The organism is Peribacillus huizhouensis (genome assembly GCF_014138605.1).
In the GTDB taxonomy this organism is placed as follows: domain Bacteria; phylum Bacillota; class Bacilli; order Bacillales; family DSM-1321; genus Peribacillus; species Peribacillus huizhouensis.
Genome location: NZ_JACJHX010000008.1, coordinates 37,214 through 52,595, shown reverse-complemented (window position 1 = coordinate 52,595; position 15,382 = coordinate 37,214). Strand labels below are relative to the sequence as shown.

8 protein-coding genes are annotated in these 15,382 nt (G+C 37.8%); 6 read left to right on the top strand and 2 right to left on the bottom strand.

Annotated elements, in window-relative coordinates:
* Positions 1–359: 359 nt before the first annotated feature.
* A complete protein-coding gene (locus tag HNP81_RS13325; protein ID WP_182502934.1) occupies positions 360–1,313 on the top strand; it encodes a TRM11 family SAM-dependent methyltransferase in 954 nt (317 codons plus the stop codon).
* Positions 1,314–2,291: 978 nt separating this feature from the next.
* Positions 2,292–3,659, top strand: coding sequence for an alanine/glycine:cation symporter family protein (locus HNP81_RS13320; RefSeq protein WP_034300858.1), 1,368 nt, complete (start codon positions 2,292–2,294; stop codon positions 3,657–3,659).
* 232 nt (positions 3,660–3,891) lie between these two features.
* Here HNP81_RS13320 and HNP81_RS13315 read toward each other — a convergent pair whose 3' ends face one another.
* Positions 3,892–5,220, bottom strand: a complete 1,329-nt coding sequence (locus tag HNP81_RS13315) for an oligosaccharide flippase family protein (protein ID WP_182502933.1) — start codon at positions 5,218–5,220, stop codon at positions 3,892–3,894.
* A gap of 416 nt (positions 5,221–5,636) precedes the next feature.
* Between HNP81_RS13315 and HNP81_RS13310 the strand changes: the two genes are divergently transcribed.
* A complete protein-coding gene (locus HNP81_RS13310; protein ID WP_246399346.1) occupies positions 5,637–5,843 on the top strand; it encodes a hypothetical protein in 207 nt (68 codons plus the stop codon).
* Positions 5,844–5,979: 136 nt separating this feature from the next.
* Here HNP81_RS13310 and gltC read toward each other — a convergent pair whose 3' ends face one another.
* Positions 5,980–6,882, bottom strand: coding sequence for a glutamate biosynthesis transcriptional regulator GltC (gene gltC / locus HNP81_RS13305; protein WP_028390825.1), 903 nt, complete (start codon positions 6,880–6,882; stop codon positions 5,980–5,982).
* Positions 6,883–7,305: 423 nt separating this feature from the next.
* Between gltC and gltB the strand changes: the two genes are divergently transcribed.
* The 3 genes from gltB (at position 7,306) to HNP81_RS13290 (ending at position 15,215) form a co-directional block, all read left to right on the top strand.
* Positions 7,306–11,853, top strand: a complete 4,548-nt coding sequence (gltB, locus tag HNP81_RS13300) for a glutamate synthase large subunit (RefSeq protein WP_182502932.1) — start codon at positions 7,306–7,308, stop codon at positions 11,851–11,853.
* 16 nt (positions 11,854–11,869) lie between these two features.
* On the top strand, positions 11,870–13,351 hold the full coding sequence (gene gltD / locus HNP81_RS13295) for a glutamate synthase small subunit (protein ID WP_182502931.1): 1,482 nt from the start codon (positions 11,870–11,872) through the stop codon (positions 13,349–13,351).
* 274 nt (positions 13,352–13,625) lie between these two features.
* Entirely contained in the window at positions 13,626–15,215 is a 1,590-nt protein-coding gene (locus tag HNP81_RS13290; RefSeq protein WP_182502930.1) for an acetolactate synthase large subunit, read from the top strand.
* The last annotated feature ends 167 nt before the right edge of the window (positions 15,216–15,382 follow it).

Genomic DNA, 15,382 nt, shown 5'->3' with positions numbered 1-15,382 from the left:
GCTAAGAGGAATCGGAGAAGCATAGGTGGGGGACTGCTGCCGGAAATAGCCTGATTGGTGAGATACAGTGAAACTTACCGATGCGTGAGCAGAGGTTTAGTTGAGGCCCACAGGATGTGGGTCACACAGACGTTGCCGCAGGACGCGGCGAACTTAGTCTGTGATTCATTGATTCGGGTTCATACTGTCGATTGATCGAAGCGAAAGCGAAGATCTTAGCGACAGTAGAACGGGACTAACAATCAGTGGGGGATGAAGAAAACCCCCACTGATTAAAGTTTCACTTTATTTTGCTTTTCCATTCTTTAAAGGATAAGGTTAAGAGAAGAAGGATTTTATCAATAAAGGGTGGGAACAGATTGAATAAACATAAGCGAATGCCAGCTTTTATATATACTTATGCATGTCGGATGGATGAACGCGCACTATGTCAGATGGAAATGCGCTCTTTATTTGGTATTGAGACGAAAATGAATATTTTAAAAACGGATGTTAAAGTCAATCCGAGCCGAAGTCCTTTTATCAAAGAAAGGATTGAAGTCCTCTTCGAAGGGAATGACTTATCGGAAATCCTAGATCAGGTTCAATCTATAGAATTGTATGAATCAACATTCAAAGTTAATTTTGTGAAAATTAATGACCTTGATAAATCGGAGAAAATTGAATATAAAGAACGTCGTAGTATAGAACGCGAATTAGGTTTGCGAATCAATGGAGAGTTCGATTTCTATCAACCAGATTATGAGTACGGCATAGTTACTATGGCTGGGCGATGGTATTTTGGAAACTATCGAAAGAGTGAGTCGATTTGGTTCCATCATCAAAAAAAACCTCATGAATATTCGACTGCACTTAGTACACGAGTAGCAAGAGCTATAACTAATATTGCTATACCGAATCCTGATGGAGTTCAAGCAATTGATCCGTGTTGTGGTATTGGAACAGTGTTGGTAGAAGCACTTTCGATGGGAATTGATATTGTTGGCCGTGATATTAATCCACAGATTATAGAAGGAATAAACGAAAACCTTCGCTATTTCGGTTTTGAAGGAGATGTATCATGTGGTCCAATTTCCGAGATATCAGAGTATTATGATGTAGCCATTATCGATTTGCCATATAATTTGTATACACATACTACACTTGAGAATCAACTATCTATCCTAAAGCATGCACGACGTATTGCTAGAAAAGTAGTTGTGATTTCGATAGAAACAATCGACCAGATGATTGAAGATACTGGATTAGAGATTATTGATCGATGTATAGCGAAAAAAGGATTATTTTCAAGACAGATTTTAGTATGTGAATAAGGCTCTTATACATAATGGATAGAGGTACGTAAAACGGTTTAATGAGCATAGTGATTAACGATTTTTCTCATTTAATAGAGTAAAACTCATTTCATCCCACATTAACGGGAAGTAAGACTCCCATCTGGAGACTTAGCAGAATCGAAGAAGCTTAGGTGGGGGGATGAAGAACCCCCCACTGTTTGAAGTTCACTTTATTAGGCTGCCCCATTATACGAAATTAACGGTATGTAGAGTTCAAGTTAGACTCTTTTGGGACAACCTTTTTCTTCTTAATATCCTGATAATCTATATTTATCATTTTCTGTTATACTACTACAATATTTGTTATGAATATAAATGGTGATGACTAGATTAAATCTATAACAGGATTAGGCTTTATTTTTTCATCTAGCTTTTGCTTCTAAAACCATTAAACAATAAAATGACAAGTTGATAAAGTGTAATAAAACCTTATTTTTGATATTGTACAAATAGTTTTCGTGGAATATAATAGTACAAATAGAGTGTAATTGAAGGAGGAGCTTTATTGATTATCTAACAAATTTCATTATATTTATTGAAAGGACCTCACTTATTTATTTTATTATTTGGACTAGAATTTTCAAATCTATCATTTTTAACAGTAAACAAGAAAGATACGGTAATTATCATAATCTTATATTTTTTTCGCGTTAAAATTCAGAACATTATAAATTATCACTCTAATTTATCGTTTGATTTATTGTTTTGTCAAATAATTTTATTGGCACCTGAGGAATTATTATCATTGGTTATCAAGCGTATGAAATTATCTAATTTAAAGTCTTGGAGTCATGTTGCATCTCACTTAAGCAGCACTGAAAATGCTGAAATAAATCACAAGTAACAGCTATCACTTCTTTATTTAATGTGTTTTTTCAGTATAAAAATGAAAATTAACAGGAAATACTCTGTACCCAGCTCGTTATTATTTTAAAGAGAAAGGAACGTGAAACTATGACTGAGTTTATGACTAAATTAAGTGACATAATTTGGGGACCTCCACTACTAATTTTATTAGTAGGAACTGGGGTTTATTTAACGCTTCGAATATCTTTCCTCCAGTTTAGTAAACTACCATATGCATTAAAACTTGCTTTTTCTAAGAACCAAGATCATTCTTCAGAAGGTGATATCTCTCATTTTCAATCATTAATGACAGCTTTGGCTGCTACAATAGGTACAGGTAATATTGCGGGTGTAGCTACTGCCGTTGTTTTAGGTGGTCCAGGTGCTGTGTTCTGGATGTGGGTTACAGCACTTGTTGGGATGGCAACTAAGTACGCTGAAGCGATTCTTGCAGTTAAATATCGAACGATTGGAAAACGTGGTGAAATGGCTGGTGGACCCATGTATTATATTGAAAGAGGATTAGGATGGAAATGGTTGGCTATTCTATTTGCTCTTTTTGGTGCCATCGCTGCTTTTGGAATAGGTAGTACAGTTCAATCCAATTCTGTTGCTGCTGCAGTTGAGTCTAGCTTTGGTCTAAACCCTTGGATTACGGGTGTAATTTTAACGATTGCAACTGCCCTTGTTATATTGGGTGGTATTAAAAATATTGGTAAAGTTACAGCATACTTTGTACCGATTATGGCCATTTTTTATGTTGTAGGTGGACTAGTTATCATTTTATTTAATATAACGGAAGTTCCTGCAGCTTTAGCTTTGATTATTAAAGATGCGTTTACAGGGGAAGCGGTAGCAGGAGGCGCCATTGGTGCAGTTATCCGATATGGTGTAGCACGAGGAGTTTTCTCAAATGAAGCGGGTATGGGATCTGCTCCAATTGCCGCAGCCGCAGCTAAGACCGATCATCCAGGGCGGCAGGCTCTTATTTCGATGACTGGAACTTTTCTTGATACGATCATCGTGTGTTCAATAACTGGCATCACGTTAGTAATGGGTGGATTATTTACAGAAAGCAAATTATCTGGCGCTGCTTTAACTACCAAAACTTTTGATCTGATGCTTCCAGGAATTGGCGGGTGGATTGTTACGATTGGCATTATCTTTTTTGCTTACTCCACTGTATTAGGATGGGCTTATTATGGAGAAAAGTGTTTTGAATACTTATTTGGAATAAAATCGATTATGTGGTACAGAACTTTTTACACTTTATCTGTATTTGTAGGTGCTGGTATGAGCCTTGGCTTAGTGTGGACCATTGCTGATGTATTTAATGGATTAATGGCGATACCGAACTTGATTGCTCTTGTCGCACTAGCGGGAGTTGTTGTATCAGAAACTAAAGACTTCAATAAAATATTGGCACAGGAAAAAAGAGAGAAAAAGAAAAATGTTGATATTACACATTCCACATAAGATATAGAATATGAAAAAAGCTATCAAAAGATATCCTTTTGATAGCTTTTTTGTTGTCTTAGTATATGGTTAGGACATTCTATGGTTTTAACCAAGTGAAACGTATTTTATTATTTGGCATTACCGATATTGATTCGTTTCAAAAATATTTCATTACACTTTTCAATCTTTTTAAAGGTATTCACTATTGGATTTGAATTTGTAGATCCATATTTAATAGTGAGCTAAATTGTTAAATGACATTTTGTCTAGGCTTCGTTAACCAAATTGAAATCCCAACTTTTTTGCAAATCGTTACATAATGCATCGCGGTTAATAAAACAGCACCTGTGTTCATGCCCAAAATAACACCAATCATATTTAAAGAGGATTGAGATCCTAATAGATACATAAGCATAAATGAGATGATGTGGGACCATACAGTATGGATGAATGCGTCTTTCACTAATCCTAAACCGATTAAATAAGCCTGCATCGGGATAATGAAGAAGTGGAATAAGAAATAAGGCCATAAAAGTTTAAGGTAGACCGCTGCTGTAGTTGACGAAAAAAAGAGTGCAGTTAGAGGTTCTGAAAATACATACATAATAAAGACAGCAGGTAATCCATAAAGTAGTGTTAAGGACATGGATTTTTGCAATAAATTTCTTAATTTTTGATAATCTTGTTTGGCATAGGCATCCGATACATTTGGAATGAGCATAATCATCAATGAATGAGCAATAAAAGCGGGGAAAAAGCCAATTGTCATGGCTACTCCCATCAACATTCCAAAATGTTCAGTCGCCATAACCGCGCCGAACCCAGCTGATAGTAAAGCTGAGTGGATTAAAAAGGGCTGGATGGCATTGGTAATGGCGTGAAAAATGCGAAGTCCTACGGTTGGTACTGATACTGCAAGCAGTTTGTAACGTGCATGTTTACCTGAAATCAACGTATTTGAAACTTTTCTCATTGTTTGCATTTGAATGATAAATAAGCTAATCAAATAGAGAAATACAATGAATTCACTGGCAATTAATATAGTCAACGCGCTTAGTAGTGATTTTTCTTGGTCAAATTGTAGAAAATGAAAGATAAGCAAGAGCAGTAGAAATTGAGATCCTTTTTTCAAAAAGTTTGAAAAGGCGATTTTCCCCATTTCTTGAACGCCCATGAAATACCCTCTTGCAATCGTTGAAATAGCTGCAATTGGGATTAACCCGATTAATAGCCACTTTACATATGGATGAAAATTATCCAAAACATTCGAAAATAATACAACGATAAATGTTAACAAAAGTGTGATCAGGATTGCATATCCTGCTAATTTAAGTGCATGTTGCAGTAAATTATAATGAAGTTTTGATTTATTTTCAGCAACAAATTTCGATATAGAAACCTGTAATTCGAAGCCGGAAATAATATAAACTAAGAAAATGATTGGCAGTATGGACATATAAAGACCCATTCCTTCTTCACGAAGTTCTCTAGCGAGGATCATATTGACAAAAAACTCAATACATTCTCCAAAGAACGCTGCAACAATCAATATGATGGTTCCTTTGTAAAAAGATTTCATGTTGACTCACTCCCAATAGGTCTTTGTATAAAGATATGAGACATGCTTTGGAATATTCGTATGAGAATATCAGTTTACCTATCCTTCTTTCGGTTATTAACTACTTTTTTAGGTGAGAAAAGATTTTTCTGATAAAAGGAAACGATTGGATGGGAATTGGAACGTGTACCTGCTTGATTTGTGCATACTAAACATGAGGTGAAAAATGAAAAAAACTTTTCAAATTTCATTGTTAGTAATCCTGTTACTCTCATCTCCAGTAAAGGGGAGCTATACTTGATTCAGAATGTCCAAAGGTAAAAAGTCTAATAAAAACCACCGAAAATGAAAAAAGTGAACTAATCCGTTCTTTGGTTGCTATTATTCCTGATGTTTATGGGACAAGTTCTGAATATAAAGAATGGAGTGTTGAAGTATTGAAACCTATGCCAGTTTTGACCGGGTTTGAGCAAACTTATTATAAAATGGCGATTAATTTTTGCGGGGATGACGTAGCGAATCATTCTTGGTTTGTCAGGTTTAGATTTCCGGGATTGCTACCAGATCAAAGTGCTTCTGTAGGAGAGCTATTTATAGTAAAAGAGATCAACAAAGGTTGGGTCCCTTGGCTTCAATATCATTAAATGAGTAGATTAAAAGATTATATATAATACGTTTCCACGACGGAAAAAGCAGAGGGAATCCCTTTGCTTTTGTCGTTTTAAAAGAGGTTGATATCTTTGGCTGTGAGATTGCGCATTTATAGATTTATAAACAAACTTAACGATAATGCTCCAACAATGAAAAGAATTCTTTAACAAATTGATAAAAAACTTGCTCAGTTGGTGCCAAGCTTCTATTTTTAGAAGAGATAATTCCTACGGTTCTTTGTACTTGTGGTGTATCAATCGGTATTTTTACTGTGAAGCGAGGTGTAGTGTCATAAAGAGTACCATCTGGTAAGATGCTCAGACCTATACCAGCTGAAACGAGACCTTTTATCGCATCCATATCTTCCCCCTCCGCAATGATGTTTGGTGCAAAACCTGCTTGTAAACAAGCATCTACTGCTATTTTTTGAAGAACATATCCTTTTGGAAATAATACGAAGTCATCGTTTCGTAAATCGCTAAGGGATAAGCTCTTTTTCTCTGCCAAAGGGTGGTTCTCAGGTACTAATGCAGAAAAACTTTCCGAAAATAAAATATCTGCTTTAATCTCCGGTTCATTTGTAGGAACAGGACCAAGCAATGCTAGTCCGATATCTCCGTTTTTAACAGAGTCGATTAAAGATGCATAGGATCCTTGTCGGAGGTGATAGGAAACGTTCTGATATTTTGCTTTAAAAGCAGAAATAACCGTTGGTAGTGTATGATTCGCCAAGCTTGTTGGATACCCAATTTTTATCGTCCCGTTTTCTGGATCTAAGTACTCGTCAACCTTCTCTTTTGCATAATCGACAGCCTTGATGGCTGTTTTCGCGTGGATTAAGAAAATTTTTCCTATTTGGGTAAGTTTAACGTTTCTTCCAACTCGTTCAAATAAACTCACACCAAGTTCAGCTTCAAGTTTAGAAATTTGTAAACTTATTGCGGATTGTGCCACATGAAGATGGTCTGCAGCAGCTGTTACATGCTCCCGTTCAGCGACTTCTATAAAATAGATTAACTGACGCAGTTCCATGAATTTACCTCCTCGTATATTCTAATCCAAGATTGTTTATATCTAAATGATATATTATTTAAATCTATTTGAATACATACAATATCACGTAATTTGGTAATCTTTAAAAATTGATGAACCGCTGGGATCTATTGTTTTTTTGAAAATGTGAAAAAGTAACTTTTTTTGAATAAAGTCAAACCGCAATGAGTAGCGGTTACTGATCGTTAATACAGGATAAATCTTAAAATTTTGGTTAATTTCAATTGATAAAAAGTGATTGAGTTAGATTAATCAGAATATCGGGATGTAATGTTCAAATCATTGTAATTAATTATATAAAAACAATATGGTTTACATCTAAATGATATATTGTTTATATTAATTGGGGAAATTACAATAAAAAATAAAGATATTGGTAAAAAAGAAACGGGGAAGATAATCATGACCTTTAATCAACTACCAAAAGCGCAAGGTCTCTACCGTCCTGAATTTGAACATGATGCATGTGGAATTGGCTTATACGCTCATATAAAAGGCAACGCAACACATGATATTGTGAAAAAGGGACTTCAAATGCTATGTCAATTAGATCATCGTGGCGGCCAGGGAAGTGATCCACTTACAGGAGATGGTGCAGGATTAATGGTGCAAATTCCAGATGAATTCTTCCGTCAAGTTTGCCTAAACTTTCATTTGCCTGAAAAAGGGCGCTATGGCGTTGGAATGATCTTTTTTTCAAATGATCAAACCGAGCAAATAAAGATTGAGGCGCAAATAAACGACTTAGTTGAACGAGAGGGACAAATAATTCTAGGATGGAGAACTGTGCCAGTAGATGTCGGAATAATCGGAAAAAAAGCTATGAAAACATGCCCAATTATTCGCCAAGTTTTTATCGGAGCGAATATTGATATCCAGGATGACTTAGCATTTGAACGTAAATTATTTATTATTAGAAAACAAGCTGAACTATGGGCGAAAGAGAGTGAGTCACGTTTTTATTTTGCTAGCCTCTCCAGTAGGACGATTGTTTACAAAGGGTTACTGACTCCCAAACAAGTGGATGCGTTTTACTTGGATTTACAAAATGAGTCTTTTGTTTCTGCCTTCGTTCTCGTACATTCTCGTTTTAGTACGAATACATTTCCAAGTTGGGAAAGGGCGCATCCGAACAGATATCTCATCCATAATGGAGAAATCAATACTTTGCAAGGAAATATTAACTGGATGAAAGCCCGTGAACAAAAGCTTGTCTCTAAAGCATTTGGAGACGATTTATCGAAAGTGTTACCGATTATTGATATAAATGGCAGTGATTCATCGATGTTAGACAATGCATTGGAGTTCTTGGTGCTTGCAGGCAGGAAACCAGCTCACGCAGCCATGATGCTCATTCCTGAACCTTGGACAAATAACCCTCATTTGTCGAATGAAAAGCGAGCATTTTATGAATACCACAGCTGTTTGATGGAACCTTGGGATGGTCCGACAGCCATATCCTTTACCGATGGGAGACAAATTGGGGCTGTTTTAGATCGTAATGGTCTACGTCCAGCTCGTTATTATGTGACAAAAGATGATCATATTATTTTCTCATCCGAAGTTGGTGTAATCAACGTGGAACCAGAAAATGTTTTATATAAGGAACGTTTGAGCCCGGGGAAGATGCTACTGATCGATCTAGAACAAGGACGGATAATTTCCGATGCAGAAGTAAAATCGGAACTGGCAGGGGCTTATCCGTATCAAGAATGGTTGGATGAACACCTTGTTCAATTAGATAATGAGGTACGAGAAGAAGTTGAAATCCCTGATTTGCTTTCACGGCAAAAAGCGTTTGGATACACGTATGAGGAAGTTATAAAATATTTGCTGCCAATGGTCATTGAGGGAAAGGATCCGCTAGGTTCAATGGGGAATGATAGTCCACTAGCCGTATTATCGGATTTTCCACAATCCCTTTTCAACTATTTTAAGCAATCCTTTGCTCAAGTCACCAATCCACCGATTGACTCAATTCGCGAGCAAATTGTTACTTCAACGATGACGCTGTTAGGCGCCGAAGGGAATCTGCTTCATCCAGATGAAACAAATTTTCGTAGGATTCAGCTTGAATCACCTATAATAACGAATAGTCAAATGAAGCGATTAAAAGAGATTCAAGACTTTAAGAGTGCGTATATAAACACTTTATTTTCGGAAAATTTAGAAAAAAGGCTCGAGTGTATATTCCTAGAAGCAGATCAAGTAATAAATCAAGGTGCAAGCCTGTTAATATTATCCGATCGTTTTATGAATAAAGATGATGTTGCAATTCCTTCTTTATTAGTAGTAAGTGCCCTACATCATCATCTTATTAAACAAGGAAATCGCACGAAAGTAAGCATAATCGTTGAAGCCGGAGATGTAAGAGAGGTTCACCATTTTGCCGCACTTATTGGGTATGGTGCGGATGCGATCAACCCCTATCTCGCTTATGCTACTTATAAAGAGGCAATCTTAGATGGCAGTTTATTAGTTAGCTATAAAGAAGCGGTTAATAAGTATGTTAAAAGTGTTACCGATGGCGTCGTTAAAGTGATGTCAAAAATGGGTATTTCGACGGTACAAAGTTATCGTGGTGCACAAATTTTCGAAGCGGTAGGCATCGGTTCAAGTGTTATCAATCGTTACTTTTGCGGTACAACTTCACAAATTGGGGGCATTGATTTAAAAATTATTGCGGAAGAAGCTAGGATTCGTCATAAGAAGGCATTTATTGAATCGAGTGATGATACGTTAGATTCAGGAAGCGATTTTCAATGGAGGAAAGACGGTGAACACCATGCGTTTAACCCAAAGACGATTCATACCTTGCAATGGGCTACCCGCAAAGGTGATTATGAATTGTATAAACAATATTCCCATATGGCAAATGAGGAAAGGATTGGCTTCTTACGCAACTTATTTTCATTTGATCCATCACGTAAGGCAGTGCCAATTGAGGATGTAGAATCTGTTGATTCAATCGTCCGTCGATTTAAAACCGGTGCGATGTCTTTTGGTTCTTTAAGTAAAGAAGCGCACGAAACATTAGCGGTTGCGATGAATCGTTTAGGTGGTAAAAGCAACAGTGGCGAAGGAGGGGAAAGTTCAAGTCGTTATATCTTAGCCGAAAATGGCGATAACCGTCGAAGTGGCATAAAGCAAATTGCTTCAGGTCGCTTTGGTGTAAACAGCCATTATTTGGTCAATGCAGATGAATTGCAAATTAAAATGGCTCAAGGAGCGAAACCAGGTGAAGGAGGACAGCTTCCAGGTAATAAAGTGTATCCGTGGGTTGCAGAAGTGCGGGGTTCTACACCAGGTGTTGGACTCATTTCACCTCCACCGCATCATGATATTTACTCAATTGAAGATTTGGCACAATTGATTCATGATTTGAAAAACGCCAATCGTGATGCAAGAATCAGTGTGAAGCTAGTATCAAAAGCAGGCATAGGGACCATTGCAGCTGGAGTAGCTAAGGGAGCTGCAGATGTCATTGTTATCAGTGGTTACGAAGGCGGAACAGGTGCATCTCCTAAAACTAGCATTAAGCATACCGGGCTACCTTGGGAACTTGGTCTTGCAGAAGCACATCAAACATTAATACTGAATGGCTTACGTCAACGAGTCATTTTAGAAACGGACGGAAAGCTCATGACAGGTAAAGACGTTGTCATGGCTGCAATATTAGGCGCAGAAGAGTTTGGTTTTGCGACAGCGCCACTTGTAGTTCTAGGTTGTGTAATGATGCGCGCTTGTCATTTGGATACTTGTCCTGTTGGGGTTGCAACGCAAAATCCTGAGCTTCGGGCAAAATTTAACGGGAATCCCGATCATGTTGTGAACTATATGCGTTTTGTTGCCCAAGAAGTACGTGAACTTATGTCAGAACTTGGATTTAAAACAGTTGAGGAAATGGTTGGTCGTACCGATGTCCTTCAAATAAGTGAGCGGGCAAAGAATCATTGGAAAGCAAAATATTTGGACTTATCTACATTGTTATATCAGCCTGAAGGAATTCGTACGTTCAAAACACCTCAAAACCATAAGATTAATGAAACGCTAGATATTCTAGAAATTTTGCCAAACGTATTCCCAGCTTTAGAAGATCAGATACCAGTGGATATTACGCTTCCGATTTCAAATGTCAATCGTGTTGTTGGAACCATTGTCGGTAGTGAAGTTTCAAAGCGGTATGGAAAAGAAGGTTTACATGAAGATACAATTACACTTCGTTTTACAGGGTCAGCTGGGCAAAGTTTCGGTGCCTTTGTCCCAAATGGGATGAGTCTTCATTTAACTGGTGATGCGAATGACTATCTCGGAAAAGGACTATCCGGTGGAAAACTGATTGTGAAAGCACCCCATGAAGCACAGCTTGTAGCGTCTGAAAATGTAATTGCCGGCAATGTTGCTTTAATTGGTGCAACTAGCGGCGAAGCCTATATCAACGGTCTCGTTGGTGAACGTTTTGCAGTACGAAATAGTGGTGTAAACGTTGTAGTGGAGGGGATTGGCGAGCACGGATGTGAATATATGACTGGTGGATGCGCTGTTATTTTAGGGAACGTTGGGAAAAACTTTGCGGCAGGTATGTCAGGAGGAGTCGCTTATGTTCTTCCGGATAATCGTGATGAGTTTACGGCATTGTGCAATCAAGAGATGATTGAACTTGGTGCAATCGATGATCGACACGATGTTGCTATACTGTGGGAAATGATTCTTAGTCATTATATATACACGGGCAGTATTAAAGCGTGTAATGTTATTGAGAATTGGGATGACGTCGCCGAAAAATTCGTTAAAGTCATTCCAAAAGACTATAAGTGCATGTTGGAAAGTATTCAAGATCAAAAGCTAACTGGTTTGACAGAAGAACAAGCTGTAATGGCTGCATTTCAAGCAAACGCTAGACGAGAGCAAAGAAAACCTGTTCAAACATTTGAAACAATTATGAAATAAGGAAGGAGAGGGGTACATGGGAAAAACAACAGGATTTATGGAATATCCTCGTCAAAAGCCAAATGATAGAGATGCTTTTAAGCGGTTAAACGGCTGGGAAGAATATTCTTCCCCTTTCTCTGATACGATGTTAAGTCAGCAAGGAGCGCGGTGCATGGACTGTGCCACACCTTTCTGCCATATGGGGATGGAAATACAGGGGATGACAACAGGTTGTCCCATTCACAATTTAATTCCAGAATGGAATGATTTAGTTTATCGAGAGAGGTGGAAGGAAGCGTTAGATCGTTTGCTTAAAACGAATAACTTCCCCGAATTCACAGGTCGAGTTTGTCCGGCTCCTTGTGAAGGGGCTTGTACAGTAGCCATTTCTGATCCAGCGGTCACTATCAAAAATATCGAGCGAACCATCATTGATAAGGGATTTGAAAATGGATGGATCAAAGCACGCATTCCAGATAAACGAACAGGGAAGAAAATCGCTATTATCGGCTCTGGACCTGCTGGTTTAGCAAGTGCCGATCAACTTAATCAAGCGGGTCACCATGTAACCGTCTATGAACGTTCAGACCGTGCAGGTGGATTATTAATATACGGCATTCCAAACATGAAACTTGAAAAAGAAATTGTCGAGCGTCGAATCCAATTATTAACTTTAGAAGGCATCAATTTCATCACAAATACGGAAGTTGGCAAAGACATCTCAGCTTGCGAACTTCAAAACGAATTTGATGCTATTATCCTTTGTACAGGTGCTCAAAAACAACGTGATCTAGTGCTTCATGGCAGAGAGGCGAAAGGGATACACCTCGCAATGGATTACTTAACATCCACTACGAAAAGTTTTCTAGATTCTAATTTTGAGGACGGCCAGTTCATTGACACAAAAGGCAAGGATGTAATTGTCATAGGAGGTGGTGATACAGGAGCTGACTGTGTCGCTACCGCTCTTCGTCAAAATTGTCGTAGTGTCGTGCAATTTGGCAAGCACCCAAAGTTACCGACATCTCGTACGCCTGAAAATATGTGGCCAGCATATCCAAACGTCTTTACTCTTGAATATGCGTATGAAGAAGCCGAAGCGAAATTTGGTGTCGATCCACGTGAATATTCCATTCAGACGAAGAAAATTGTTGCAGATGAAAAGGGAAATGTAAAAGAGCTTCACACAATTCAAATGAAAAAATCAAAAGATAATAATGGGAATTATTTCTACAAAGAAATTCCGGGATCCGAAAAAATATGGCCCGCACAATTAGTCTTCATCGCAATTGGGTTTGAAGGAACGGAAGAACCGTTATTAACTCAATTCGGTGTAGAAATAACGAATCAAAAAATCAATGCTGCCTATGGCGATTACAAAACAAACATCGATGGTATTTTTGCTGCAGGTGATGCTAGAAGGGGGCAAAGCCTCATTGTATGGGCGATTAATGAAGGTCGAGAAGTTGCACGTAAAGTAGACTGTTATTTAATGGGAAGTTCGGTATTGTCTTAGTTCAAAAGGTGGGTATCTCATAAGGGTATGACTTCGCACTCTAAATCAGTTGTTGCGGGGTCTGACCCTTTCTTTTTTGGGCTACACCTTTTAAATACATAAGTTACTGAAAATAAGACTACAATATTTTTCTTTAAAAAACAGAATTATATTGAGTAGAGAAAAATATTTACTTCTCTTAATGATTGCTAGTGAATAGGGTAATCCTAAAAGAAAAGCCTGGATACTTTATAAGCAAGGATGTATGAAGTAAAGAGTGCATTAGGAGGACAATATGAAAGTAACGGATGTACTTGTTCAATGTTTAGAAAACGAAGGGGTCGAATATGTTTTCGGCATTCCTGGTAAAGAAATTCTTGATCTTGTTGATTCCTTATCCCGTTCTCATCAAATTCAGTTTGTGAATGTTCGTCATGAACAAGGGGCCGCTTTCATGGCAGATGTATATGGAAGATTATCAAATAAGGTGGGTGTATGTTTATCAACGCTTGGACCCGGTGCTACCAATTTGTTGACAGGTATATCAAGTGCGAAGCTAGACCATTCACCAGTAGTGGTCATAACGGGACAGGCTGCTTTTGAAAGACAACATAAAGAATCTCATCAGTATTTGGATATGGCAAAAGTATTTGAACCTGCAACAAAATGGAGTATTCAAATAAAAGATTCCCAAAGAATTCCTGAAATAATCCGAAAAGCCTTTAGAGTCGCAAGGATGGAGAAACCAGGACCAGTAGCAATAGAATTACCGGAAAACTTAGCAAGTCAAATGATTTCAAGCAACCCCTTACCGATTACTCCTGTTCCAGAAAGCATCCCTGTAATGGAGTCGATTAATGATGCACTAACACTTATGCAACAATATAAGAAACCGCTTGTTATTATTGGTAACGGGGTGGTTAGACAAGAAGCCGTAGCTGAACTCCACCCCTTTATCGAAGCTCTTCAAGCACCAGTGATTCATAGCTTTATGGCAAAAGGCGTTTTACCTCAACATCACCCTCTTAATTTCTTCACGTTTGGGTTTAATGAGAAAGACGAAGTATCAGCTGTCATCAAGGAAGCCGACCTACTTATTGTCATTGGATTTGATTTCGTGGAAAAGTTACCTAAAGAATGGAATAAGAAGAAACTGCCGATTATACATCTGGATGCAATACCTGCCGAAATGGATGAGTATTATCCAGTACAAGTAGAACTGGTTGGAAATATCAAGCAAACCTTGAGGATAATTAATCAACTTGATATCCCAACTAAATCATGGGTTCCTTTCGGGAATCTTCAAGAAAAAATCAAGCAATCCTATCAAATTGAAGAGATACAGAAAGATCTAAATTCATTACCTTTAACGATAGAGAATATCCTACATATAATCGAAAAACTCTCTTCAATGAACACCATTGTGATTTCTGATGTGGGCGCCCATAAAGTGTCTATTGCTCGCACTTATCAGCCTAGACAGCCGAAAAGACTTATAATATCAAATGGACTGGCCTCGATGGGAATCGCAATACCAGGTTCAATAGGTGCTAAATTAGCTTGTCCCGGTGCAACTGTAATTTGTATAACTGGGGATGGTGGAGCATTAATGAACTTCTCTGAAATAGAGACGGCTAAGCGCCTCGGACTTTCTTTCATTATCATTGTTATAAATGATTCAATATTGAAATTGGAACAGGAGACGATGAATAAGATGTTTGGAAAGAGCTATGGAATAATGTTTCAAAACCCGGATTTTGTCCAGTTGGCAACTAGCTTTGGAGTCATAGGAAGACGTGTGAATCATGTAGCTGAATTTGAAAATACACTGAAAGAGGCTTTATGTAGATCAAATGAGCTTGTAATAATTGACGTGACCTTATAAATCTAATACATGATGTCTTTTCAAGATGATTGAATGAAGGCAACTTTCTTTTGAATATATAGAAATAGAGGCTTTTTTAGGATAGGTACCGTGAATCGATAGTAAAATCAGATGGAACTAAGAAGAATATTATTTCAGGATTACCGAGCCTAGGTGATCATCATAAT

Bases quoted from the DNA above. Each gene is read 5' to 3' on its own strand.
- HNP81_RS13320 (WP_034300858.1), top strand. From the start codon at position 2,292: ATGACTGAGTTTATGACTAAATTAAGTGACATAATTTGGGGACCTCCA.
- HNP81_RS13315 (WP_182502933.1), bottom strand. From the start codon at position 5,220: ATGAAATCTTTTTACAAAGGAACCATCATATTGATTGTTGCAGCGTTC.
- gltC (WP_028390825.1), bottom strand. From the start codon at position 6,882: ATGGAACTGCGTCAGTTAATCTATTTTATAGAAGTCGCTGAACGGGAG.
- gltB (WP_182502932.1), top strand. From the start codon at position 7,306: ATGACCTTTAATCAACTACCAAAAGCGCAAGGTCTCTACCGTCCTGAA.
- gltD (WP_182502931.1), top strand. From the start codon at position 11,870: ATGGGAAAAACAACAGGATTTATGGAATATCCTCGTCAAAAGCCAAAT.
- HNP81_RS13290 (WP_182502930.1), top strand. From the start codon at position 13,626: ATGAAAGTAACGGATGTACTTGTTCAATGTTTAGAAAACGAAGGGGTC.